General features: G+C 56.1%; 20 protein-coding genes and 1 pseudogene. 15 read left to right on the forward strand and 6 right to left on the reverse strand.

The window, feature by feature from the left end; translation table 11 throughout:
- The first annotated feature begins 84 nt into the window (after window positions 1-84).
- Window positions 85-1,533: a proline--tRNA ligase gene (proS, locus tag APY94_RS09955; RefSeq protein ID WP_058939481.1), complete on the forward strand. Its 1,449-nt coding sequence runs from the start codon at window positions 85-87 to the stop codon at window positions 1,531-1,533.
- A 103-nt stretch (window positions 1,534-1,636) separates the two neighbouring features.
- Here proS and APY94_RS09960 read toward each other — a convergent pair whose 3' ends face one another.
- A complete protein-coding gene (locus APY94_RS09960) occupies window positions 1,637-2,038 on the reverse strand; it encodes a hypothetical protein (RefSeq protein WP_058939482.1) in 402 nt (133 codons plus the stop codon).
- Between the two features lie 91 nt (window positions 2,039-2,129).
- Between APY94_RS09960 and APY94_RS09965 the strand changes: the two genes are divergently transcribed.
- The gene (locus APY94_RS09965; RefSeq protein ID WP_058939483.1) at window positions 2,130-3,743 is read left to right on the forward strand and encodes a carbamoyltransferase family protein; all 1,614 of its coding nucleotides are present in this window, start codon (window positions 2,130-2,132) and stop codon (window positions 3,741-3,743) included.
- Between the two features lie 23 nt (window positions 3,744-3,766).
- Here APY94_RS09965 and APY94_RS13895 read toward each other — a convergent pair whose 3' ends face one another.
- Window positions 3,767-3,901: a hypothetical protein gene (locus APY94_RS13895; protein WP_281176035.1), complete on the reverse strand. Its 135-nt coding sequence runs from the start codon at window positions 3,899-3,901 to the stop codon at window positions 3,767-3,769.
- A gap of 55 nt (window positions 3,902-3,956) precedes the next feature.
- On the opposite strand from APY94_RS13895, the gene APY94_RS09970 reads away from it, so the two are divergent.
- Complete coding sequence (locus tag APY94_RS09970) at window positions 3,957-5,126, forward strand: pyridoxal phosphate-dependent aminotransferase (RefSeq protein ID WP_058939484.1); 1,170 nt, start codon at window positions 3,957-3,959, stop codon at window positions 5,124-5,126.
- A 3-nt stretch (window positions 5,127-5,129) separates the two neighbouring features.
- Here APY94_RS09970 and APY94_RS09975 read toward each other — a convergent pair whose 3' ends face one another.
- Complete coding sequence (locus tag APY94_RS09975) at window positions 5,130-5,786, reverse strand: metallophosphoesterase (protein ID WP_058939485.1); 657 nt, start codon at window positions 5,784-5,786, stop codon at window positions 5,130-5,132.
- 49 nt (window positions 5,787-5,835) lie between these two features.
- On the reverse strand, window positions 5,836-6,384 hold the full coding sequence (locus APY94_RS09980; protein WP_058939486.1) for an adenylate kinase family protein: 549 nt from the start codon (window positions 6,382-6,384) through the stop codon (window positions 5,836-5,838).
- Window positions 6,385-6,515: 131 nt separating this feature from the next.
- Here APY94_RS09980 and APY94_RS09985 point away from each other — a divergent pair, with 131 nt between their 5' ends.
- Window positions 6,516-6,737 (forward strand): hypothetical protein, encoded by a 222-nt coding sequence (locus APY94_RS09985; RefSeq protein WP_058939487.1) that lies wholly within the window; start codon window positions 6,516-6,518, stop codon window positions 6,735-6,737.
- A 70-nt stretch (window positions 6,738-6,807) separates the two neighbouring features.
- On the opposite strand, the gene APY94_RS09990 is transcribed toward APY94_RS09985, so the two are convergent.
- A complete protein-coding gene (locus APY94_RS09990) occupies window positions 6,808-8,025 on the reverse strand; it encodes a methionine adenosyltransferase (RefSeq protein WP_058939488.1) in 1,218 nt (405 codons plus the stop codon).
- A 331-nt stretch (window positions 8,026-8,356) separates the two neighbouring features.
- Between APY94_RS09990 and APY94_RS09995 the strand changes: the two genes are divergently transcribed.
- The 5 genes from APY94_RS09995 to APY94_RS10015 are packed head-to-tail and all read left to right on the forward strand — an operon-like array spanning window position 8,357 to window position 11,032.
- Complete coding sequence (locus APY94_RS09995; RefSeq protein WP_058939489.1) at window positions 8,357-9,004, forward strand: translin family protein; 648 nt, start codon at window positions 8,357-8,359, stop codon at window positions 9,002-9,004.
- 33 nt (window positions 9,005-9,037) lie between these two features.
- Entirely contained in the window at window positions 9,038-9,613 is a 576-nt protein-coding gene (locus APY94_RS10000) for an endonuclease V (protein WP_157065524.1), read from the forward strand.
- Window positions 9,610-10,248, forward strand: coding sequence for a DUF120 domain-containing protein (locus APY94_RS10005; protein WP_058939490.1), 639 nt, complete (start codon window positions 9,610-9,612; stop codon window positions 10,246-10,248). The genes APY94_RS10000 and APY94_RS10005 overlap by 4 nt, the downstream gene beginning before the upstream one ends.
- Entirely contained in the window at window positions 10,245-10,781 is a 537-nt protein-coding gene (locus APY94_RS10010) for a hypothetical protein (RefSeq protein WP_058939491.1), read from the forward strand. Before APY94_RS10005 ends, APY94_RS10010 begins: the two co-directional genes overlap by 4 nt.
- 41 nt (window positions 10,782-10,822) lie before the next feature.
- Window positions 10,823-11,032, forward strand: coding sequence for a PRC-barrel domain-containing protein (locus APY94_RS10015; protein ID WP_058939492.1), 210 nt, complete (start codon window positions 10,823-10,825; stop codon window positions 11,030-11,032).
- Here the strand turns inward: APY94_RS10015 and APY94_RS10020 are convergent, their stop codons facing one another.
- On the reverse strand, window positions 11,033-12,496 hold the full coding sequence (locus APY94_RS10020; protein WP_058939493.1) for a DHH family phosphoesterase: 1,464 nt from the start codon (window positions 12,494-12,496) through the stop codon (window positions 11,033-11,035). It lies immediately after the preceding gene.
- Between the two features lie 115 nt (window positions 12,497-12,611).
- Here APY94_RS10020 and APY94_RS10025 point away from each other — a divergent pair, with 115 nt between their 5' ends.
- The 6 genes and pseudogenes from APY94_RS10025 to APY94_RS10045 all read left to right on the forward strand — a co-directional run bounded on the left by APY94_RS10025 (window position 12,612) and on the right by APY94_RS10045 (window position 19,794).
- Window positions 12,612-14,327: a DUF2226 domain-containing protein gene (locus tag APY94_RS10025; RefSeq protein ID WP_058939494.1), complete on the forward strand. Its 1,716-nt coding sequence runs from the start codon at window positions 12,612-12,614 to the stop codon at window positions 14,325-14,327.
- Window positions 14,328-14,501: 174 nt separating this feature from the next.
- Window positions 14,502-15,371: a DMT family transporter gene (locus APY94_RS10030; protein ID WP_058939495.1), complete on the forward strand. Its 870-nt coding sequence runs from the start codon at window positions 14,502-14,504 to the stop codon at window positions 15,369-15,371.
- A gap of 279 nt (window positions 15,372-15,650) precedes the next feature.
- A complete protein-coding gene (locus APY94_RS10035; protein WP_058939496.1) occupies window positions 15,651-16,223 on the forward strand; it encodes a CBS domain-containing protein in 573 nt (190 codons plus the stop codon).
- Window positions 16,224-16,594: 371 nt separating this feature from the next.
- Window positions 16,595-18,202, forward strand: coding sequence for an ABC transporter substrate-binding protein (locus tag APY94_RS10040; RefSeq protein ID WP_245610458.1), 1,608 nt, complete (start codon window positions 16,595-16,597; stop codon window positions 18,200-18,202).
- Window positions 18,203-18,264: 62 nt separating this feature from the next.
- Complete coding sequence (locus tag APY94_RS13410; RefSeq protein ID WP_169791813.1) at window positions 18,265-18,441, forward strand: hypothetical protein; 177 nt, start codon at window positions 18,265-18,267, stop codon at window positions 18,439-18,441.
- Between the two features lie 56 nt (window positions 18,442-18,497).
- Window positions 18,498-19,794 (forward strand): annotated as a pseudogene (locus APY94_RS10045) (RNA-guided endonuclease InsQ/TnpB family protein).
- Window positions 19,795-19,924: the final 130 nt, after the last annotated feature.

Genomic DNA, 19,924 nt, shown 5'->3' on the forward strand with positions numbered 1-19,924 from the left:
TTTTTGCATGGGATTTGTCAAAAAGCCGAGCCGCCACCGGGAAAACTTAAAAACTTTTTCGGTTTCTCCCTCTAGGTGGTGCAGATGAGTAAGGTTGAGCGGAAGAAATGGAGCGAGAATTTCAGCGAGTGGTACAACGAACTTATCGAGACCGCTGGAATCCAGGACAAGCGTTATCCTGTCAAGGGAATGAACATCTGGCTCCCCTACGGCCTCAAGATAATGAGAAACATCGAACGCTTCGTCCATTCCGAGATGGAGAGAACGGGCCACGATGAGGTTCTGTTCCCGGCGCTCATCCCTGAAACCGAGTTCCAGAAGGAGGCTGATCACATAGCGGGCTTCGAGGGCGAGGTCTTCTGGGTCACCCACGCGGGCCACGACCCGCTCGATATCAGGCTGATCCTCAGACCGACGAGCGAGACCGCTATGTACTCGATGTTTTCCCTCTGGGTGCGCTCACACGCCGACCTGCCCTTCAAGGTTTACCAGATAGTCAACACGTACCGCTACGAGACCAAGCACACAAGGCCCCTCATCCGCGTCCGTGAGATAAGCAGGTTCTTTGAGGCCCACACGGCCCACGACAGCTATGAGGACGCCGAGAGACAGATAAAGGAGGACCTCGAGATATTTGACAACCTCGCGAGGTTCCTTGCGATACCGTACATAATCTCCAAGAGACCCGACTGGGACAAGTTCCCCGGCGCTTACTACTCCCTCGGCGCCGAGGTCATGATGCCCGACGGCAGGACGCTGCAGATTGGAACCATGCACAATTACCGCCAGAACTTCGCGAAGGCATACAACATCCAGTACGAGACCGAAACCGGCGACCACAAGTACGCTCACCAGACGACGTTCGGAATGAGCGAGCGCCTTTTGGCAGCGGTCATAGCCATACACGGCGACGACAGGGGAATGGTTCTGCCCCCCACTATAGCCCCGATACAGGTCGTAATCGTGCCGATTCCCAAGAAGGATGCCGAGGCCGACGTCTTCGCCTACGCCCGTGAGATAGCGGAGGGGCTGAGGGCAGCGGGAATAAGGGTTCACATTGACGAGCGCGACATAAGGCCCGGCAGGAAGTTCTACGACTGGGAGCTCAAGGGGGTTCCCCTCCGCATAGAGGTTGGCCCGAGGGACGTTGCCGGCAGGAAGGCAGTCCTTGCGAGGCGCGATACCCTTGAGAAGCTCGTGGTGGAGCGCGAGGGGATCGTTGAGGAGGTCAGGAAGACCCTGGACGCGATCCACGAGAACCTTCACAAACGTGCCGAGGAGTTCCTCGAAAGCCACATAAAGCGCGTCGAGACCATAGAGGAGGCCAAGGCCGTCTTCGAAGACAGACGTGGCATTGTTGAGATCCCCTGGTGCGGCGAGGAGAGCTGCGGTCTCGAGATGGAGGAAGCCCTCGACGCCAAGATGCTTGGAACGCCCTACCCCGAGGAGAAGGCCAAAGCTCCCGAAGGCAAGAAGTGTCCCGTCTGCGGCAGGGAGGCCAAGTTCATAGCGAGGTTCGCGAGAACCTACTGAACTTGACTCTCTTTTTTCATCTTGATTCTATGATAATGCTGACCTTCTCCCTGCCGTGAAAGGCAAGGCTTCCGAGAGAAAAATGTAATGAAAAGAGAAAAGATCAGGCATTCTGGGCCTCGAGCCCCTTGAGGGCATCTTCAAGGAGCGAAATGGCATCCTTGAGGGTAATGTATGCCTTTCTCATGTGAACGATGAACGGGAGCCAGGCCATGTTCTTGGATTCGAGAGGGTTGCCGTAGGACAGGGCAACCTTGTATTCGGCACTGGCGTTCTCGTAGAGCTGCATTACGGTCTGAAGGGTGGTGTTGTCGATGCCGGCGCTGACGCTCTCATTGTAGAGCCTGTGGAACTTGGACTCCCCTCCGATGTAGAGGTAGTACCACAGCTTCGTCTGCGTTATTATACTGCCCCTCGAATCCTGGGACTTCGCCGCGGTTGCAGCCCCCGCAAAGGGGACCATCATAACCACCAAAATGGCAAAGATTGCAGCAACTCTCTTCATGGTTCCACCTCCGTCAAATGTATTCATCGAGCGGCATTTTTAAATTCTTCCCTCCCCCAACGTTTAAAAAACGAGCATCGAACGAACCACCATGATACTTGGAATCCACGACGGTCACGACGCTGGTGCGGTGCTGGTAGACGGCGGAAGGATATTCGCGGTAAACGAGGAGAGACTGAACAGGATCAAGAAGTACCGCGGCTTTCCAAGGATGAGCGTGGCGAAAGTCCTCGAAATGGCTGGGGCATCGCCGGAGGATGTTGAGGCCATAGCGGTCGCTGGCATATTCAGGAAGCAAAAACGCCTGCTTGAGCTGGAGGAGAACCTCAGGGGAATATTCGGAGCAGACTTCAAGAAGAAAGTCATCTTCGTCGAGCATCACCTGGCCCACTCCGCGGGTGCATACCACACCGCAGGCTGGCGTGAGGCGATAGCGCTGAGCATAGACGCCGCGGGAGACGGGCTAAGCTCTTCGATATACGTGGCGAGAGAGGGGGAAATGATCCGGATCGCACAGAGCACCTACATTGACTCCCTCGGGGATTTCTACGCCTCCGTTACCGAGCTTTTAGGATTCAAGCCCATGCGGCACGAGGGCAAGGTCATGAGCCTGGCGGCATACGGGAAACCAGCTTACGACCTGAGCTCAATAATAGAGCTCAACGGGCTGAGCTTCGACAACCATCTCGGAGTAATCGGGGTCGAAGCGACGAGGAAGCTCGCAGAGCTCTTTGATTACCCCCTCAGACACGCCAGGGAGATCGCCCTTCAGATGAAGCGCGGAAAGCTTGAGGGTAAGCTTCAGAAAAAGGCCATAGAGATAGCCGCCAGCGCCCAGGCACACCTGGAAAGGCTGATTGAGGAGCTCGGCCTCGGACTCAGGGGGCAGGGACTTCCCGTTGCCTACGCAGGTGGAGTTGCCCAAAACGTCAAGGCCAATGCGGTGTTGAGGCACATTGTCGGGGACGATAACCTGTGGGTCTTTCCGGCGATGGACGACGGCGGTCTGGCCTTCGGCGCCGCGGTTTTTGTGAAAGCCCAGTTCGAGAGGCTCGACGGAAAGTGGAGGCCCTCTAGACTGGAGCACGTTTATCTTGGCCCATCCTACGGAAGGGAAGAAGTTGAAGAGTTCCTGAAGATGGAGGGCGTTGAGTTTGAGGAGGTGGATGACGTCCCGGGCCTCGTCGCGGACGCCCTCGTTGAGGGCAAGCTGGCCGGATTCTTCCAGGGAGCGATGGAGTTCGGACCGAGGGCCCTGGGTAACCGCTCAATTTTGGCGGACCCGAGGAACGAGGAGGTCAAGGAGAGGCTCAACGTTGCCCTGAAGCGCGACGTCTTCCAGCCCTTCGCACCCTCAATGCTCTGGGAGAACGCAGAGGAATACCTCGAAAACCTCAATGGAAGGCCAAACGAGTTTATGACGATGAGCTACACGGCGAGTGAGGAGTTCAGAGAAGCCGCTCCCGCCGTTGTTCACGTGGACGGGACGACTAGGCCCCAGGCCGTGAGGAAGGAAACCAATCCCGCTTATTACGACGTAATCAAAGCCTTCGAGCGGAAGACAGGCCTGGGCGCGGTGCTGAACACGAGCTTCAACATGCACGGGGAACCGATAGTCTGCTCACCCGAAGACGCCCTGAGAACGTTCCGAACGGCTGGACTGGATGTCCTGGTGGTTGAAGGGTTTGCGGTTTGGAGGGGTTAGGGTTCCCCCTCTCAGCCCATCTTTCAGTTTGAGGTGTTCCCCGAAGGAGACTCCGCCTGGATGGAGAGGCTTTCGGGAGAAAAAAAGCGGCTCCCAACTTCTGTACTCCCATGGCCTATAAGGTCCTTTGTAGGTTTTATCTGCACTTCGATGAACATCTTTTCGTTGAGGTAAAGTTATAAACATTGCCTCTAAGGAAGAGCGGTGATGCTCATGGCGCTGAGCGACAGGTTGGAACTCGTCAACCCTTCTGAGATCAGGAAGCTCTTCGACCTCGCCCAGGGTGTTGAAGGTCTGATATCACTTGGAATAGGTGAGCCGGACTTTGATACTCCAGAGCATATAAAAGAGTATGCCAAGGAGGCCCTTGACAAGGGAATGACGCACTACAGCCCGAACGCGGGAATCATGATGCTCCGCGAGGCCATATCCGAGAAGCTCAGGGAGCAGAACGGCATCGAGGCTGACCCGAGGAGCGAGATAATGATCCTCGTGGGCGCCAACCAGGCTTTTATTCTGGGTCTCGCCGCGTTTCTCAAAGAGGGCGAGGAAGTCCTCATTCCGAGCCCGATGTTCGTTAGCTATGCCCCGGCCGTCATCCTGGCGGGCGGAAGGCCCGTCGAGGTGCCGACCTACGAGGAGAACGAATTCAGGCTGAGCGTGGACGACCTTGAGAAGCATGTGAGCGAGAAGACCCGCGCGCTCATCATCAACAGCCCCAACAACCCGACTGGAGCAGTTCTCACCAAGAAGGACCTCGAGGAGATAGCCGACTTCGCCGTTGAGCACGACCTCATCGTCTTCAGCGACGAGGTTTACGAGCACTTCGTCTACGACGGCGTCAAGAACCACAGCATAGCCTCCCTCGACGGCATGTTCGAGCGCACGATAACAATAAACGGATTCTCCAAGACCTTCGCCATGACCGGCTGGCGCCTCGGCTTTGTCGCGGCCCCCTCCTGGGTAATCGAGAAGATGGCGCGCTTTCAGATGTACAACGCCACCTGCCCCGTTACGTTCGTCCAGTACGCCGCCGCCAAGGCCATCCACGACCCGCGCAGCTGGGAAGCCGTCGAGGAGATGAGGCAGGAGTACGACCGCAGGAGGAACCTCGTCTGGAAGCGCCTGAACGAGATAGGACTTCCAACGGTCAAGCCCAAGGGTGCCTTCTACATCTTCCCGCGCATTAGGGACACCGGTCTGAGCAGCAATGAGTTCAGCGAGCTGATGCTCAAGGAGGCAAGGGTCGCGGTCGTCCCGGGAAGCGCATTCGGAAACGCCGGCGAGGGCTACATCAGGATAAGCTACGCGACGGCCTACGAGCAGCTTGAAGAGGCCATGGACAGGATGGAAAAAGTTCTGAAGGAGAAGGGACTGGTCTGAGGCCTAAAGCCTCTCCAGCTCCACACCATCCACCCTCTTCTTTTCCGCATCATAGTCCACAACGGCGTAGTATCCCCTGAAGAGGGGACCGGGATTCACGATCACTGTTCCGCCGATTCTATCGACGCTCCTCGCCTCGTGGATGTGGCCGGTGAGAACGAGCGGGGGTTCTCTCCTCTCTATAAACTCCCTCAGCGCGGGACTTCCCACGTGGAGGCCCGAATGAACGCGGTCTGCATTCGTATCTTTTGGGGGCACGTGGGAGAGTATCACGTCCCCGTCGCGGTAGTTCCGCTCCAGAATCCCCTCAATTTCGTCCTCCGTGAGCTCCCAGAACGTGCGGAACGGTGTTATGTTTGAGCCGCCGATGCCGACGATTCCAACTCCCCCAATTTCAACGTGCCTGTCGTGGGCCCATACCCCCACACCCTCCAGAAAAGGAGGAACGTCCGGTCCATCGCAGTTGCCGTGAACCGCAACCACAGGCCTCTTCAGCTCCAGCAGGGGGTTTAGGACCTCGCGGGCCCTTTCAGCACCTCCAAAGTGGGTTAAATCTCCCGCCACCGCCAGGATGTCAAAGTCCATCCCGCGAAGGACCTCTACGAGCTTTCCAACCTTGCTCCTGTTTCCGTGGATGTCCGTGACGGCCACGATCCTCACGTTACCACCTCCTCACTGGTACGCCCCCGTTTCTCCGTGGGGAAAGCGCTCACATCCGACCACTCCCCAGCCGCAGGTATGGTAGCACCTCGTCATACACGCCGCTCCAGTCAACGATTCCAAACCGCCTTTTAATTCCCCTTTCAAGGAGTTCGGATATCTCCTCCACAACCTCGCCGGGAGTCTTTCCCGTCGTGTCAATCTCCAGAACGTTCTCATTTTCCTCAAGGGCCTCGACCAGGATGACGTCCACCAGCTCCGCCTCAACGTTCTCGGCGAGCTTCTCCTTTGAGTAGCCCCGTTCCATCAGTCTCTCAGCAACAAGCTTGGGATTGGCGCGGAGGACTATTACGACGTCCGCCGGTACAAAGTGGCTGAGGTGGCCGTCTATCACAACATCCCTCCCGTGAAACTCCCGCGACATGGCTTCGGCCAGCTCATCAACATCTATCTCCAGCTCCTCGCCCACCATCTCACCGATACCCTTTTCTCTGGCGAATTCTTTAACGCCCACGTATTCGTAGCCAAGCTTCTCGCTGAGGAGCCTCGATACAGTGGTCTTTCCGACCCCCGGCGTTCCGGTTACCGCTATTATCATCCACTCTTCACCGGGTGCGAGATACGCGCCGGGGCTTATATCCTTGTCTTCCGTCGATTGCCGAATGTACATGTAGCATTTATCGAAAACCTTATAAAGACCGAGAGCACCTAAGAGTTTAGGTGATATCTATGGAGAAGTTGAAATCCACCCTACTTCAGAAGAGGCTTGAGGTTGTTAAGAAGAGGAAGGAGCTCCTCGCCCTTGAGGAGGCCCGCCTCGTGAGGATGGCCCGCCAGAAGAAGGCCACCGCTTCTGAGCTCGCGAAAGTCAAGAAAGAGAAGGTCTCTATAGCGCTCGAAGAGGCAAAGCTCATAAGGGTCCTCAAGCAGAACGGCTACCCTGCCGTCTGAGGCTTCTTCCAAAACTTTTAAACTCCCAACCGAATCTCGGGCTTAGAAAAACCTGGAAAGAGAAAGGGGATCAGAAGACGTTGAGCTTGTCCTCGAGTATCATCTTCTGTATCTTGGTTATGTCGGCGAGCCATGCATCCGCTATCTCGTAGGCCGGCTTCTGGATGGTCTCGAGGTGGTAGCCCTTCTTCGGGATTATCTGGACGCTCGCCACGAGCGGCTCGTCGATGGGCTTGCCTATCTGGCTGAGTATCCTGACGTAGACCTCCTCGACACCCTCAACCTGCTCGGCTATGTCGTTGGCGATGAGCATTGAGAGGAGGTTGTAAATCTTTCCGACGTGGCTGACCGGGTTCTTTCCGGCCGCGGCCTCCATGCTCATATGCCTGTTCGGGGTGATGAGGCCGTTAACGCGGTTGCCCCTGCCGACGCTTCCGTCATCGCCAGCCTCGGCGCTGGTTCCGGTGACGGTGATGTAGTAGATGCCCTTCTCCGGGTCGTCGGCGGTGTTAACGTAGATGTTGACCTTCCTCTCGGTGTGCTCTTCGGCGACGCTGAGGGCGGCCTCGTAGATGGCCTCCTTGACAGCCATGTACTCGTCCGGGTTGGCAACCTCGCTGTCCACTATGGCGGCGGCGATGGTTATGTCTATCTCGTCGCCCTTCCTGAGGCCCATGACCTTGATGTCCTCACCAACCGCCGGGTACTTCCTCTTAAACTCGTCGCTGTTGAGGAGCCTCTCGGTCTCGTAAACTATCCTCTCGGTCTCGCTGAGCGGGGCGTAGCCAACGCCGAAGCTGGTATCGTTGGCGAGCGGGATCGGGGTTTCCTTGGCCTTGTTGAAGACACCGACGAGGTCAACGCTTCCCTGGCCGATGCGGGAGTCGATGATGACGTGGTTCTCAAGGTCGAGGTGCCTGACGGCCTTCCTGAGGTACTCGCGGGCGGCTTTAATGGCAACCTCGTGAACCGGGAAGAGCTCGCGGTCAACGATCTCAACGGCCCTTCCTGAGAGAAGGATGTATATCGGCTTGATGACCTCACCGCCGCCGAAGCGCGGGTAGGCCTTTCCACCAACGACCTCCACCTGGTCCGTGTTGTGGTGGAGGATGATGCCGTACCTCTTCACGTACTCCCTGCTGAGCGCCCTGCTGACCGCCTCGGCTATGCCGTCGGCAATGCTGTCCGGGTGTCCTATACCCTTCCTCTCAACGAGCTCGACCCTCTGCATCTCAACGGGGGTCCTCATAAGCTCCTCAACAACTATGTTCCTGACCTTCTCAGCCATGAGCGTCACCTCTCAGGGTTTGTATGGTCGGGTCTGTGCATCCGTTTATATACTTTTCGGCATGAATTCGGGAGTCGAATATTCCTGTCAGTTATTTATTCCGAAACCCTTAAAATTTCCCCTGAAAATCATTCGCATGAGCATCCGACGACGCCCGGCGGCCCGGTCCCGGGAGCCGGTGCGGTGCCAGCGATGAGCGGGTGCGACGATACCGGGCGGACAGGGCTCGCCCTCCGGGCCACCGGAGGACGCCGTCCGGCCGCCGATGAGGGATGGAGATGGGTCGAGCCCACATTTTTAACCTCTTTGTCGAACTTCTTCCGGTGAGATCATGGAGCTGAAGGAAATAATAGCCGAGATTAGGGAGGTTCTCGATGAGAAGGATTCGCTCAGGGAGGAGGCGCTGAGGCTAACGAGGGAGATAGTCCGGATGAGCGGGGATACGATAAAGGCCCTGCACAGGGGGGAGGTTGAGGAGGCGGAGAAACGGCTGAGACTCGTCCGCGAGAAGGTTGAGGAGCTGAGGAGGAAGCTGAAGGACCATCCCGACCTTTACCACACCGGCTACGTCCAGAGCGCCCACCAGGAGTTCGTTGAGGCCAGCCTGTTCTTCGCGTACATGACCGGGGAGGACTATCCCTCGCCCGGAAGGCTGGGCGTGCCCCACGCCGACTACGCCCTCGGTATCGGTGACTTCATCGGTGAGCTCAGGAGACACTTCCTGCTGCTCCTCCTCGACGGTAACCTCGAAGAGGCGGAGAGAACCTACCGCACCATGGAGAAGACCTACGAGGAGCTGATGACGCTGGAGTATCCAAAGGGGCTCGTGAACGTAAGGGGAAAGCAGGACCAGGCACGGAACATCCTTGAAAGGACCCTCGAAGACCTCATGAGGGCAAAGCTGAGCAGGAGTCTGGAGACAAAGCTCGACCTTGCGGCCGGGGCGCTGGAAAAACGAAAAGACGGAACAAACCAATGAAACAATTACATAAAAACATAATTCGGTGATTATGTGATTGTCGAATTACAGAAAAAACTTGAGCAGGTCGCCGCGGTCCAGGCAAAACTCGCCGGAAGGGTCGTGGAGATACCCGTTGATTCCGGCAGTGTACGGGTTGTCGCCGCCGTGGACGTGTCGTATAGGAAAAACATGGCGAGGGCGGCCCTAGTTCTCTGCACCTTTCCGGACTGCAAGGTTCTGGGATCAAAAACGGCCGTGGTTGATGTCACGTTCCCGTACATTCCCACATATTTTTTCCTGAGAGAAACCAGGCCGGTTCTCATGGTGCTCCGTGGTGAGGAATTCGATGTTCTCCTCGTCGAAGGACACGGAAGGGCGCACCCGCGCGGCTACGGACTGGCCTCCCACATCGGTCTGCTGATCGGACGGCCAACCATAGGCGTTGCCAAGGGGCCCCTGAGGGGTGCGCCGGAGGGCTCGTTCAGACGGGTGGGAAAAGCTTATGTAAGCGTCGGCCATTTAATCGACTTGGAATCCGCGGTGAGAATCGTCGAGCCGCTGCTCGAGGGGGGTTATCCCAAACCGCTCAGGCTCGCTGACAGACTGTCGAAGAGGGAAACGCTATGAAGAGGATAAAACTGCTCATCCTGCTGGCCAGAAGGGGAGCTATTGGAGAGAAGGTCAAGGTGACACTGAGGGATCTGGGCGATGAGCTCGGGGTTTCCCCACAGTCCGTTCTGAGGCTCCTCGAGGACATGGAGGGGGAGGGATTCATAGAAAAGTCCGTCGAGGGGAAGAAAACCTACGTCGAGATAAGCCCCAACGGCCTGGCCTTTCTGGAGGAACTCTGCGATGCCATATCGGGCGTCCTTTACAACGGCGTTATAATCGGCGAGGTCATCTCAGGAATAGGGGAGGGGGCGTATTACGTAAGGCAGTACTCCCAGCTGATCGAGGAGTACCTGGGCTTCAAGCCGTACCCTGGAACGCTGAATATCCGCGTTATCTTCCCAAGGACTGTATTCGATGCCCTCTGCGGCGTCAGGCCGGTCATCCTTCCGGGATTCGTAAAGGATGGGAGGACCTTCGGGGACGTCAAAGCATACCGGGTTAGGATAGGGGACGCCGAGGGTGCAATAGTTATCCCCTCGCGGACGGTCCATCCACCGAAGATAGCGGAAATAGTGGCCCCTATCTACCTCAGGGAGAAGCTGAACCTTCAGGACGGCTCAAAGATAACGATAAAGGTCGTGAAATCATGAACCCGCGGGATGTAAATTGGAGGTCGCTCCTTGCCTGGGCGGGGGTGGGTTCGTTCATAGGCTTTGCGGTAGCAGTGGCCATGTACTCGCCCAGGGCCGGAAACGAGGGGTTCGTGTATCTGATATACATCGGCCTGCTCGCGGGAGCCCTGCTGAGCCTCAGATACCCCGTTAACGTCAGGGCCTCCGCCTACGCGTTCCCCATGGGTTTCCTAGCCACTTCCCTGCTGGCGGGTCTGTGGACGGTAAGGGACGTCGGCCCCTCGGGGGCGTACGCATTCATAGCCGTTGTCATGGCGGCCATGATGATTGTGGGTCCCTCCAGCTACCTGGACATGTTCCTCGTCCCGCTCGGCTACTTCGGCGGCTTCGCCGTGGCAATGCTGGCCTTCAAAGGGTACGAACCCCTCCAGGGCACCGAGGGGGCCGTTGCGAGCCTGTTTGTTGTCGGGGTCATGGGGGCAGTGCTGGCCTTCTTCGCGGTATTTGCGAGGTGGGCCTTTGAGGTGGCCAGGAGCATTCCGAGGAGGTAACGTTTAAATACGTCCACCGACAACCTATTCCGGTGATTAAAATGGTGATGCGCCTCTCAAAGCTCTACGGGAAGCAGATATACAACACCAAGGGCTACTACGTCGGCTACGTCGACGAGATTCTGATCGATGTTGACAGGGGCCAGGGAAAGGTGCTAGCCCTTGGACTGCCGGGTGAAAAGGTCGGCGTGCCCTACAACAGGGTTACCGCGATAGGTGATATAATACTCGTAAAGGCAAAAGAAGAGTGATCAGCCTTCTTTAACTTTTAGCGCATCGAGGAACTTCTCCGTTATGGCTTCCTCCGCCAGCCTGAGGAGCGAGCCCTTGTCCTTGGCGAGCTTGAAGATTCCAAGCGGGATTCTCGCCCCGCCCGACTGGGAGTGGCCGCCACCACTGCCGATGTCGCCGAAGGCCTCCCTGAGGACCGCCCCGATGTTCACCCTGACGTCGCGGGTCCTGGCGGAAATCTCTATTCTGTCGTCCACTATGCCGAAGACGAGGACCGTGGTTATGCCCTCCAGGCGGAGGAGGAAGTCGGCTGACTCCGCTATGGCGTCGCGGTTGGTGATGAAGCCCACGTTGCTGACGACAACGTTCTTGTAGATGCGCCTGTTCATTATTGCCTTCGCCAGTATCTCGGCTGTCTCGGTGCTTATGTCCGGGTGCTCTATCTTGTCAAGGAGCTCGTAGTCCACCTTGCCCGCCAGGAACTCGATGGCCTTGAGGTCGATGTGGCTCAGCTTGGAGAACTTCTTGGTGTCGATGTAAATGCCGTAGAAGAGGGCAGTGGCCATGAGGGGGGACAGGGAGATGTTGAGCATTCTGAGGTACTCGGCGAGGATCGCGGCGGAGGAGTAAACATCGGGCCGTATGTCGAGGAAAGCGTCCTCCGGGATGAGCTCCTGAAGGTGCTGGAGTATCTGGTGGTGGTCGATGAGTATCTTTATCTTCTTGTAATCGGACTGATCAAGCGTCGTGAGGTTGCCGTTGGGCTGGCAGTCCACGAGGGCTATGAAGGGGTAGCGCTTCAGCTCGTAGGAACCCCTGGAGACCTTCCTGAGATCGATGCCGAGAAGGTTCACGAAAGCCCTGTTCTCGTGGTGGGCTATCTCGCCGCCGTAGACTATCTGGGTCTTGAAGCCGAGGGTCTGGGCTATGACGCTCAGGGCGGTCGCACTGGCTATTGCGTCCGGGTCGGGGTTGTCGTGCATGACTATCAGAAGGGAGTCTGTCTGATTCCTGAGCTCCTTGAGCTTCCTGACGAGGAGGTTAGCGTTTTTCCGCTCGCCGATCCTCTCGACCGTTCTGATGAGGGCATCCTTCAAGGCGTTCCTGGGCGAGACGGCGTAGTCAACCTTAACCTCCGCCTCGTACTCCTCGTTTATCTGGGAGACGAGGTCATCGAGGCCAACATCGTCGGGAAGAACCGTAACGATAGGCACGTCTTTGTTGTTGGTCCTTATCACGTAGACGGTTTTTCTGAGTACATCAACGTTCATGGTGGTGATTATGACGAGTTCGGCTTTGTCAACGCCGGCCTTCAGGAGGGTGGCGGTGTATGAAAAGTCCCCGTTGATGACATGGAAACCGCTCTCCTCAAGGGCCTTGGCGCGGATTTCATCCTTCTCTATCACCGCCACCTCAAACTCTCCCCTAAGTGATTCTGCTATCGCGCGGCCGATTGCCCCGCCTCCTAGTACCAGCACCCGCATGTTCCCCACCTTTTTGCACAATAATGTTTAAATACAAGCGCCAATATACTAGGACGGTGAATTCCTCTTGGGATTTTTTTTGGCTGAAGGATATATATAGCTAATGGTGATGAATATGCAGCTGCCAGACAAGGGGCCACTCATGGAAAACGTGGTAGCAACCTCTGCGGGGGAACTGGGAGCGCTCGTTCAGAAGGCGCTTTCCCAGGGCAACGGAGCTTTTCTGAAGATATTCGCCAGGGGTACCGAGGGTAAATACTACATAACCGTCCTCATTGACAGGTCAAAGGTGCTCGCAGCTGAGTGTCTCGTGGTTGACACGAAGCAGAATCTATCTGGAGAGGAAGCAATCAGAGTGCTGAACTCACTCGTTGGAAGACCCATGGTCGTTGACGTTTATACCCTTGACGAACTCGAGCTCAAACTATCCTTGGCAGATAACGTCGATGTTTACGCTCAGACCCCAAAAGTCCCGCTGGACGAGCTGTTCAAAGCTCCCAGCGAGGGACCTCCCGCAGAACCCGCGAAGAAGGGGAAACCCGTTGAGAAGAGGGCAGCAATGGCAGCAACGGCGGAAGCCGCGGTGACCTCCCAGGCCACGCCCGAGCCGCAGCCCCTGGCGGTGGAGGTGGAAAAGCCCAAGCCCGCCTCGACCCCTGCGGGGAAGCCCGAGGTTGTGGTCAACCTGACCGGTGGGAGCATACCTGAGAAGGCATTCCAGGTCTACGCGGAGGACCTCCTCAAGGAGGCCAAGAAGATAAAGGGCCTTACGATAAACAGAATAGAGTTCGACGCCAACGTGGGAGAGGGCGTTGTCTATCTCAACGTCCACATCTACGGAAACTCCACCGGCGACTCAAGGGACATAGAGGTGGCAGAGAGGAGGATGCTCCACGCCGTCAGCAAGTACGCTCCCGTTCTCCTCAGAGAGGCCGAGACAAAGCCAATAATTAGGGATGTTGGCATAATCATCGACGGCCAGGAGCTCAAGCCCCAGGAGATAGTGGACAGGGACAAGAAGAAGACCGGCAACGTCACAAAGGACGGAAAAATCTCACTGTCCGTTCTCGAAGATGTGTGGCCGTACTTCAGCGCCTACGCAAGGACCGTCGTGACGGAGATAGAGAGCGTGGGGATAAAGATAGACAAGGCCCACTTTGACATCAGGGGAAGGAAGGAGTTCGAGATAAACCTCTCCCTTGTGGTTGAGACTGGCATGGCTAGAGACTCCGTCCAGAGAATGGTCAAAGACATCCTGAATAGGCACGCGAAGGAGCTTGGAAGGAGTCTGAAGCGTTACATAACCGTCCACAACATAGAAGTTGAGACGGTGTCAAAGGCAAGCGTTTCAGGTTCTGCAGCTGCCCCCGTGGCCGGCGAGACCAGCGGCAAGGCCGCGGAGATAATCGCCAAGAAGGAGCTCCTTGAGAAGGAGGTCGAACAGCTCCTGAAGCAGGCGGGAATAGACGAGCTCTCCGCCCTCACAGAGGAAAAGAAGAAGGAAAGCGAGGAAACGATGCTGAAGAGCCGCATAGAGCCCGCAGTGGAGACCCTCAAGAACAGGATTCACGCGGAGCTTAAGCTCGTCCCGCGCGTCACGTTCAAGTGGCTCAAGCTCAATCATGAAATAAGAAGTTCCACGGTCTACGTTGATATCGAGGCCAGCTTCCTCAGGGAAAACGTTGGGGGCCTCTTCGGCTCGTTTTCTGGGGTCTCCGACGAGAAAATAAAGCAGGACATAGCGACAACAATTCAGCGGGTCATCAAGGACGTGTCCAGGGAGTACGGGATTGCACTCAACCTGAGGAAATTGAACGTGGTCATCCGCTGATTCCTTTTTTCTATTGCATTAAACGAATCAGCACTCAAGATCGTCATCATCCTGACGTCAGATATGCCGAGGTCATCATCCGTTCCAATTCCGCGGGAGGTTTAATAACTTTGCCGGCATTTCGTCGAGCATCTAAACGTTAAGCTTTTAAGCTAACTGTACCACCCCATCAACATGGACACCCTAATCCTCGGAGTTCTGGCGGCGCTGGCATCGGCCTTCTCGTGGGCGGCATCGACGGTACTGATAAAGGCAGGAATGCAGGACAAGAGCCCGGTGGCGGCCAACATATTCCGCCTCTACGCCGTCTCGGTGATGTTCGCGGTCATCTTCCTGATAAACGGCACCTTCTCGAAGGTCGCCGGCCTGTCGCCGAAGCTGCTCGCGGTGGCCTTCGTCTCCGGGGCCTTCGGCTTCGTCATAGGTGACTACTTCTACCTCAACGCTCTCAAGATGATGGGCGTCTCAAGAACCGTCCCGATAACCTCCACCTACCCGCTGTGGGCCATACTGTGGGCATTCCTCTTTCTCGGGAGAGATGTAAGCGCCCAGATAATAGTGGGCGCCGCACTGGTGGTTTCCGCGATAGTGGTCGTGAGGAAGGCGGAGGAGGAAGAGAAGATAAACCCCAGAGGCTTTCTCTTCGCTATCTTGGCCCCAATCTCCTGGAGCTTCGCGATACTCACCATGGACTGGCTCACCGGTTACGTGGACGTGCTCACGCTCGCGGGGATAAGAATGATGTTCGCGGCCCTGGCCGTGTCGCTGTTCCTGCCGAGGTACGCGGGTGAGCTGAGGAGGATAACCCTTCGGGAAACGCTCCTCCTGACCGGCGCCGCGGCCACCGGCCTGCTCCTGGGCCAGTATCTCTTCGTTTACTCGATAAATCTCGTGGGCTCCCAGATATCGGCCCCCGTTTCGGCCATAAATCCCATAATAGCCTCCACCCTGGCGATACTGATCCTCAAGGAGCCGCCCAACAGGAAGATACTCGAAGGACTGATTCTGGCGGTGCTGGGTGTCATACTAATCTCCACCGGCTGAGGCTCAGGTTTTTAAGGTGGTCGGCCATAGAACAAATCGCCGACAGTGAGGGGACAATCGTCTCCTCATGGGCTCGGTCAACCCGCCTCCGCGAGGTATCGGGTTCCGTGAGCGGAGCGTGCTCACGCCGAGCCCACAGGGCCGGGAGCATCCACCCGCGCGAGCGAATGAACGCGGGCCTCTGTACCCGGCCCACAATTCGATGCACTTCTGAGGAAGGCTTATAACCGGGAGGGCTGGAGTTAGTTTCCGAGAAGCCGACATAATCGGTGGTTATTTATGGTGATAATTCCCCGACCGATAGAACCACAGGAGATAAGGCGAATTCGCAAGGAGCTCGGAATAACCCAGGAGGAGCTGGCCGAGAAGGCAGGGGTTACGCAGGCTTACATCGCCAAGCTGGAGACCGGCAAAGTGGACCCGCGACTCTCGACCTTCAACCGAATCCTCCAGGCCCTGCTCGAGTGCAAGAGGGCCCAGCTCACCGCCAGGGACGTCATGTCATCCCCGGTTCTCTCAGTCAAACCCTACGACAGCGTTGAGAACGTCATAAAGCTCATGAACAAACACAACATATCCCAGATCCCGGTCATAGCGGGCAACAAGGTGGTGGGTTCCGTCACGGAGAGAACCCTCGTCAGGCAGAGCCTCGAGTACGAGGACATCTACGACCACAAGGTCATGGAGGTCATGGAGGAGCCGTTTCCGATAGTGAACGAGGACGAGGACCTGGAGGTCGTCAAGTACCTCCTGGAGGAGCACCCCGCTGTTCTCGTCCAGAACAGGGAGGGCAGGATAACCGGCATCATCACGAGGGTGGACATATTCAGGATAGGGAAAGGCCGCGACTGAGTTCCCCGCCCGGCAGTCCTTTGCATTCCCCTCTTCTAACCTCCGTGGCAAAAATATCCAACAAGTTTATATACCCCCGGCCCAACCATCAGTGGACAAATAATCCAGGTGGTTGGAATGAAAAAGACCGCGGTTTTGCTCATGGCCCTGCTCATCGGAGCGGTCGTGGCGTCTGGATGCCTGGGCGGTGGAACGACCGAAACGGGCACCACGACGGTCCCCGAAACATCGAGCTCATCGGGTACTGCACAGACCACCACAAACTCACCGACCCCGACTGAAACCACGCAGACGGAGACCCCCACTACCCAATCACCGTTGTTGACTTTGCCAACAGAACCCTCACGATTGAGAAACCTCCTGAGCGCGTCGTGACGCTGGCCCCGAGCATCACGGAGGACCTCTACTACCTCGGTCTCTTTGACAGAGTCGTCGGGGTTACGGACTTCGATGATTTTCCGTCGGGAGTTGCCAACGTCACCCGCGTGGGCGGCTACGGTCAGTACGCCAACCTCGAAGTGATAGCATCGCTCAACCCCGACCTGATACTGGTGGACAGTTACTCTATGACGATCCTCGAGGACCTCCAGAAGATAGCCCCAGTTCTCGTGGTTGATCCACACAGCATCGACGACATCCCAAGGGCCCTTGACCTCCTGGGAGCAGTTTTCAACGCGGAGGAGGGCGCCAGGAAGGCGACGGCAGAGTTCGAAGCAAAGATAAACACGATAAGCTCCACCGTTAAGGATGAACCCCGTGTGAGCGTTTTCTACGTGGTCTGGAACAGCCCGCTCATGACCGCAGGCGGCGGAACCTTCATCAGCGACGTCATAGAACTGGCGGGCGGAGAGAACATTTTCAACGATACGACCGGCTGGCCGACCGTGAGTCCGGAGCAGGTCATAGAGAGGAACCCCGATGTGGTGCTCCTCACCCCACACTGCGGCATGAGCGTCCAGGACGTTTACAGCGGCCCCCTCGCGAGCATAAAGGCCGCCCAAGATGGAAAAATTTACGTCATCGAGAACGAGAACGACCTTATCCACCCGAGTCCCCGCGTTGTCCTTGGACTCGAGGCGGTTGCAAGGCTCCTGCACCCGGACGCCTTTAAAGTGGGCTACCCGCTCACGGTCACAGACCTCGCGGGGAGAACCGTCACGATCGACGACGAGCCGGAGAGGATAGTCACCCTCGCTCCCAGCATAACGGAGAGCCTGTTCTACATAGGTGCAGGAGGCAAGGTCGTCGGAGTGACCGACTACGATGACTTCCCGCCGGCTGTGAGGAACATCACCAGGGTGGGAGGCTACGGAAAGTACGCGAACCTCGAGGCCATAGCCGCACTGGAACCGGATCTGATCTTGGTGGACGGATTCTCCATGGATATAATGGAGAGTCTGGAGAGGATAGCCCCCGTCGTTGTGGTGGACCCCAAGAACATCACCGCAATCTACAACGCCCTTGAGCTCCTTGGAAAGATAACCAACCGCGAGGAAGGGGCCAGGGCAGCGGTGGCGGACATGCAAGCAACAGTCGGCTACGTCACCTCAACCGTGGCGGGACAGTCAAAGCCAAGGACATTCTTCATCCTCAGCTACTACAACGGCTACTGGACGGCTGGAGCGGGAACCTTCGTCAACGACCTCATAACCCTTGCCGGCGGTGAAAACATCTTCAACGACGTCAACGGCTGGGGGGCCGCGAGCGAGGAGCAGATAATCGCCAGGAACCCGGAGGTCATAATAATCTCGCCGAACGCGGGGATAAGTCCGAAGGACCTCTGCTCCGGGCCGCTCTCCGAGGTGGACGCGGTCAAGAACGGGCGCGTTTACGTCCTCAGCGACGAGAACCTCGTCGTCAGACCGGGCCCCAGGATAATGCACGGGCTTGAGGAGATAGCGGAGTACCTCCATCCGGAGGCCTTCAGTTTCCAGCCGCAGCCGCTCGTCTGCAACGCGACTACCTCCGCCTCCGGCTGAGTTTTCATTTTTTCTGGGCAACCGTTAAAAGGTTCCCTCCCTCATTTTCTTCGGGTGGGAGCATGGAGAGAAAGACGTTCTACAGGATTCTGCTGGTCATCGTGCTCGTCCTGACCGTCGTTTATACTATGGGAATAATGGGCGTCATACCGTTCCAGTGGAGCTACTACATCACCATCTTCATGATAATCCTGTACTTCTTTCTTTTGAAAGCTTCGCCCTTTAGGGCGGGGGTGTAGTAATCGAAGAAATAGCCTGTAATCGGGAAAGCTAACTCTTTTAAACTTCTTTTGAAATGAGGCGAGCAGTAACCGTTAAACTCCAGCCGAGCAAAGAGCAGGAAAAAACACTCAAAGAGTTAGTCCTAATCAGCTCCAAAGTCTGGAACAGGGTGAACTACCTTAGGAGACAAGAATTCTTTGAAGAAAACCCATTGATTTCCTCAAAAGAGAAAATAGTTTATGAAGAGTTCAAGAAGGAGATAGGCTCGGCAACAGTCCAGCAAATTTGCAGGAAAAACGCCGAAAGCTGGAGAAGCTTCTTCTCCCTCCTAAGGAACAAACGGAACGGAGAACCCCCCCAACTGGCTCAAACCAAAACCACCAAACTACATCAGGGAAGGCGGATTAATAGTTCTGAGGAGAGACCAATACAGGATTGAGGGGAACAAGTTAATCCTCAAGGGTCTTGGAAAGTTCAAAAGATTGGAAGTCCCGTTCAAAGGGAGAATACACTTGAAGGGCAAACAGGGAAGGTTAGAGATGACTTTTGACCCAATCAAAAGGAAATGGTATGCTCACATTTCATACACGGTGGAGGAAAGGCTTTATGGTCAAGAGTGGGTCAAGCTCCCAAGACAACCATTAGGAAACCTCTCCGCTGGAATAGACCTTGGGATTAACAATCTTATGGCCGTTTACGTTGAGAACGGGGAGAGTTTCTTGGTCAATGGAAGGCCTTTGAAGTCAATAGCCTTCTACTGGAGGAAGAGGATAGCCGATTACCAGTCAAAACTCAATAAGAGTGGAGCTAAAAAGAGTAGGAAACTCTCTAGAATGCATCAAAAGGCTAAGCTTCAAGCGAAACACTACATTAATACCGCCGTAAGGCAGACAGTCGAGAGACTTTATCACCTCGGAGTTTCGAGAATTATCATCGGTTATCCTAAAGGAATTGCCAGGAACTCTGATGGGGGTAAAAAGCAGAATTTTATCCTCTCCCACGTTTGGCGTTTCAATACTGTGATTCAACGGCTCAAGGAGGTGGCCGAGGAGTATGGTATTCTGGTTGAGGTTGTTAATGAGGCTTTCACTTCGAAAACTTGTCCCGTTTGCGGGAAGCCCCACGAGGGGGCGAGGTTTGTTAGGGGATTGTTTAAGTGTCCCGCAACGGGACTTATCTTCAACGCGGACTTGGTTGGAGCTTTCAATATCTTAAAGAAGACCCTAAAAACGATAACCCCGAGTCTGAGCGGGCTTTACGCTCAGAGGAGGGGTAACGGGGGGAAGACCCTCCCCAAGGGGTCGAAGACCTGCTTTAACTTGGGTCTAAATGAAGACCCTCAAACCTCTTCGCCCTTAGCGAGGGGTTAAGCCGAACCCTTGCCCTTCACGGCGGAGAGGAGGTCAGCTGAAGCTGGATAAGATGTCGAGGGGATAACCCAGTACATGCTCAAACCGGTGACAGGCTCTTAAAAGAGAAAGTAACATTAAGAACGGAGCG

It is taken from the genome of Thermococcus celericrescens, assembly GCF_001484195.1.
GTDB lineage: Archaea > Methanobacteriota_B > Thermococci > Thermococcales > Thermococcaceae > Thermococcus > Thermococcus celericrescens.

What these genes read in the sequence shown, in the direction of transcription:
- APY94_RS10030 (WP_058939495.1), top strand. Translation starts at nt 14,502, where the DNA reads ATGGACACCCTAATCCTCGGAGTTCTGGCGGCGCTGGCATCGGCCTTC.
- APY94_RS09970 (WP_058939484.1), top strand. Translation starts at nt 3,957, where the DNA reads ATGGCGCTGAGCGACAGGTTGGAACTCGTCAACCCTTCTGAGATCAGG.
- APY94_RS09980 (WP_058939486.1), bottom strand. Translation starts at nt 6,384, where the DNA reads ATGATAATAGCGGTAACCGGAACGCCGGGGGTCGGAAAGACCACTGTA.
- proS (WP_058939481.1), top strand. Translation starts at nt 85, where the DNA reads ATGAGTAAGGTTGAGCGGAAGAAATGGAGCGAGAATTTCAGCGAGTGG.
- APY94_RS13410 (WP_169791813.1), top strand. Translation starts at nt 18,265, where the DNA reads ATGGAGAGAAAGACGTTCTACAGGATTCTGCTGGTCATCGTGCTCGTC.
- APY94_RS09990 (WP_058939488.1), bottom strand. Translation starts at nt 8,025, where the DNA reads ATGGCTGAGAAGGTCAGGAACATAGTTGTTGAGGAGCTTATGAGGACC.
- APY94_RS10025 (WP_058939494.1), top strand. Translation starts at nt 12,612, where the DNA reads ATGCAGCTGCCAGACAAGGGGCCACTCATGGAAAACGTGGTAGCAACC.
- APY94_RS10015 (WP_058939492.1), top strand. Translation starts at nt 10,823, where the DNA reads ATGGTGATGCGCCTCTCAAAGCTCTACGGGAAGCAGATATACAACACC.
- APY94_RS10005 (WP_058939490.1), top strand. Translation starts at nt 9,610, where the DNA reads ATGAAGAGGATAAAACTGCTCATCCTGCTGGCCAGAAGGGGAGCTATT.
- APY94_RS09995 (WP_058939489.1), top strand. Translation starts at nt 8,357, where the DNA reads ATGGAGCTGAAGGAAATAATAGCCGAGATTAGGGAGGTTCTCGATGAG.
- APY94_RS13895 (WP_281176035.1), bottom strand. Translation starts at nt 3,901, where the DNA reads ATGTTCATCGAAGTGCAGATAAAACCTACAAAGGACCTTATAGGCCAT.
- APY94_RS10035 (WP_058939496.1), top strand. Translation starts at nt 15,651, where the DNA reads ATGGTGATAATTCCCCGACCGATAGAACCACAGGAGATAAGGCGAATT.
- APY94_RS09960 (WP_058939482.1), bottom strand. Translation starts at nt 2,038, where the DNA reads ATGAAGAGAGTTGCTGCAATCTTTGCCATTTTGGTGGTTATGATGGTC.
- APY94_RS10010 (WP_058939491.1), top strand. Translation starts at nt 10,245, where the DNA reads ATGAACCCGCGGGATGTAAATTGGAGGTCGCTCCTTGCCTGGGCGGGG.
- APY94_RS09985 (WP_058939487.1), top strand. Translation starts at nt 6,516, where the DNA reads ATGGAGAAGTTGAAATCCACCCTACTTCAGAAGAGGCTTGAGGTTGTT.
- APY94_RS10020 (WP_058939493.1), bottom strand. Translation starts at nt 12,496, where the DNA reads ATGCGGGTGCTGGTACTAGGAGGCGGGGCAATCGGCCGCGCGATAGCA.
- APY94_RS09965 (WP_058939483.1), top strand. Translation starts at nt 2,130, where the DNA reads ATGATACTTGGAATCCACGACGGTCACGACGCTGGTGCGGTGCTGGTA.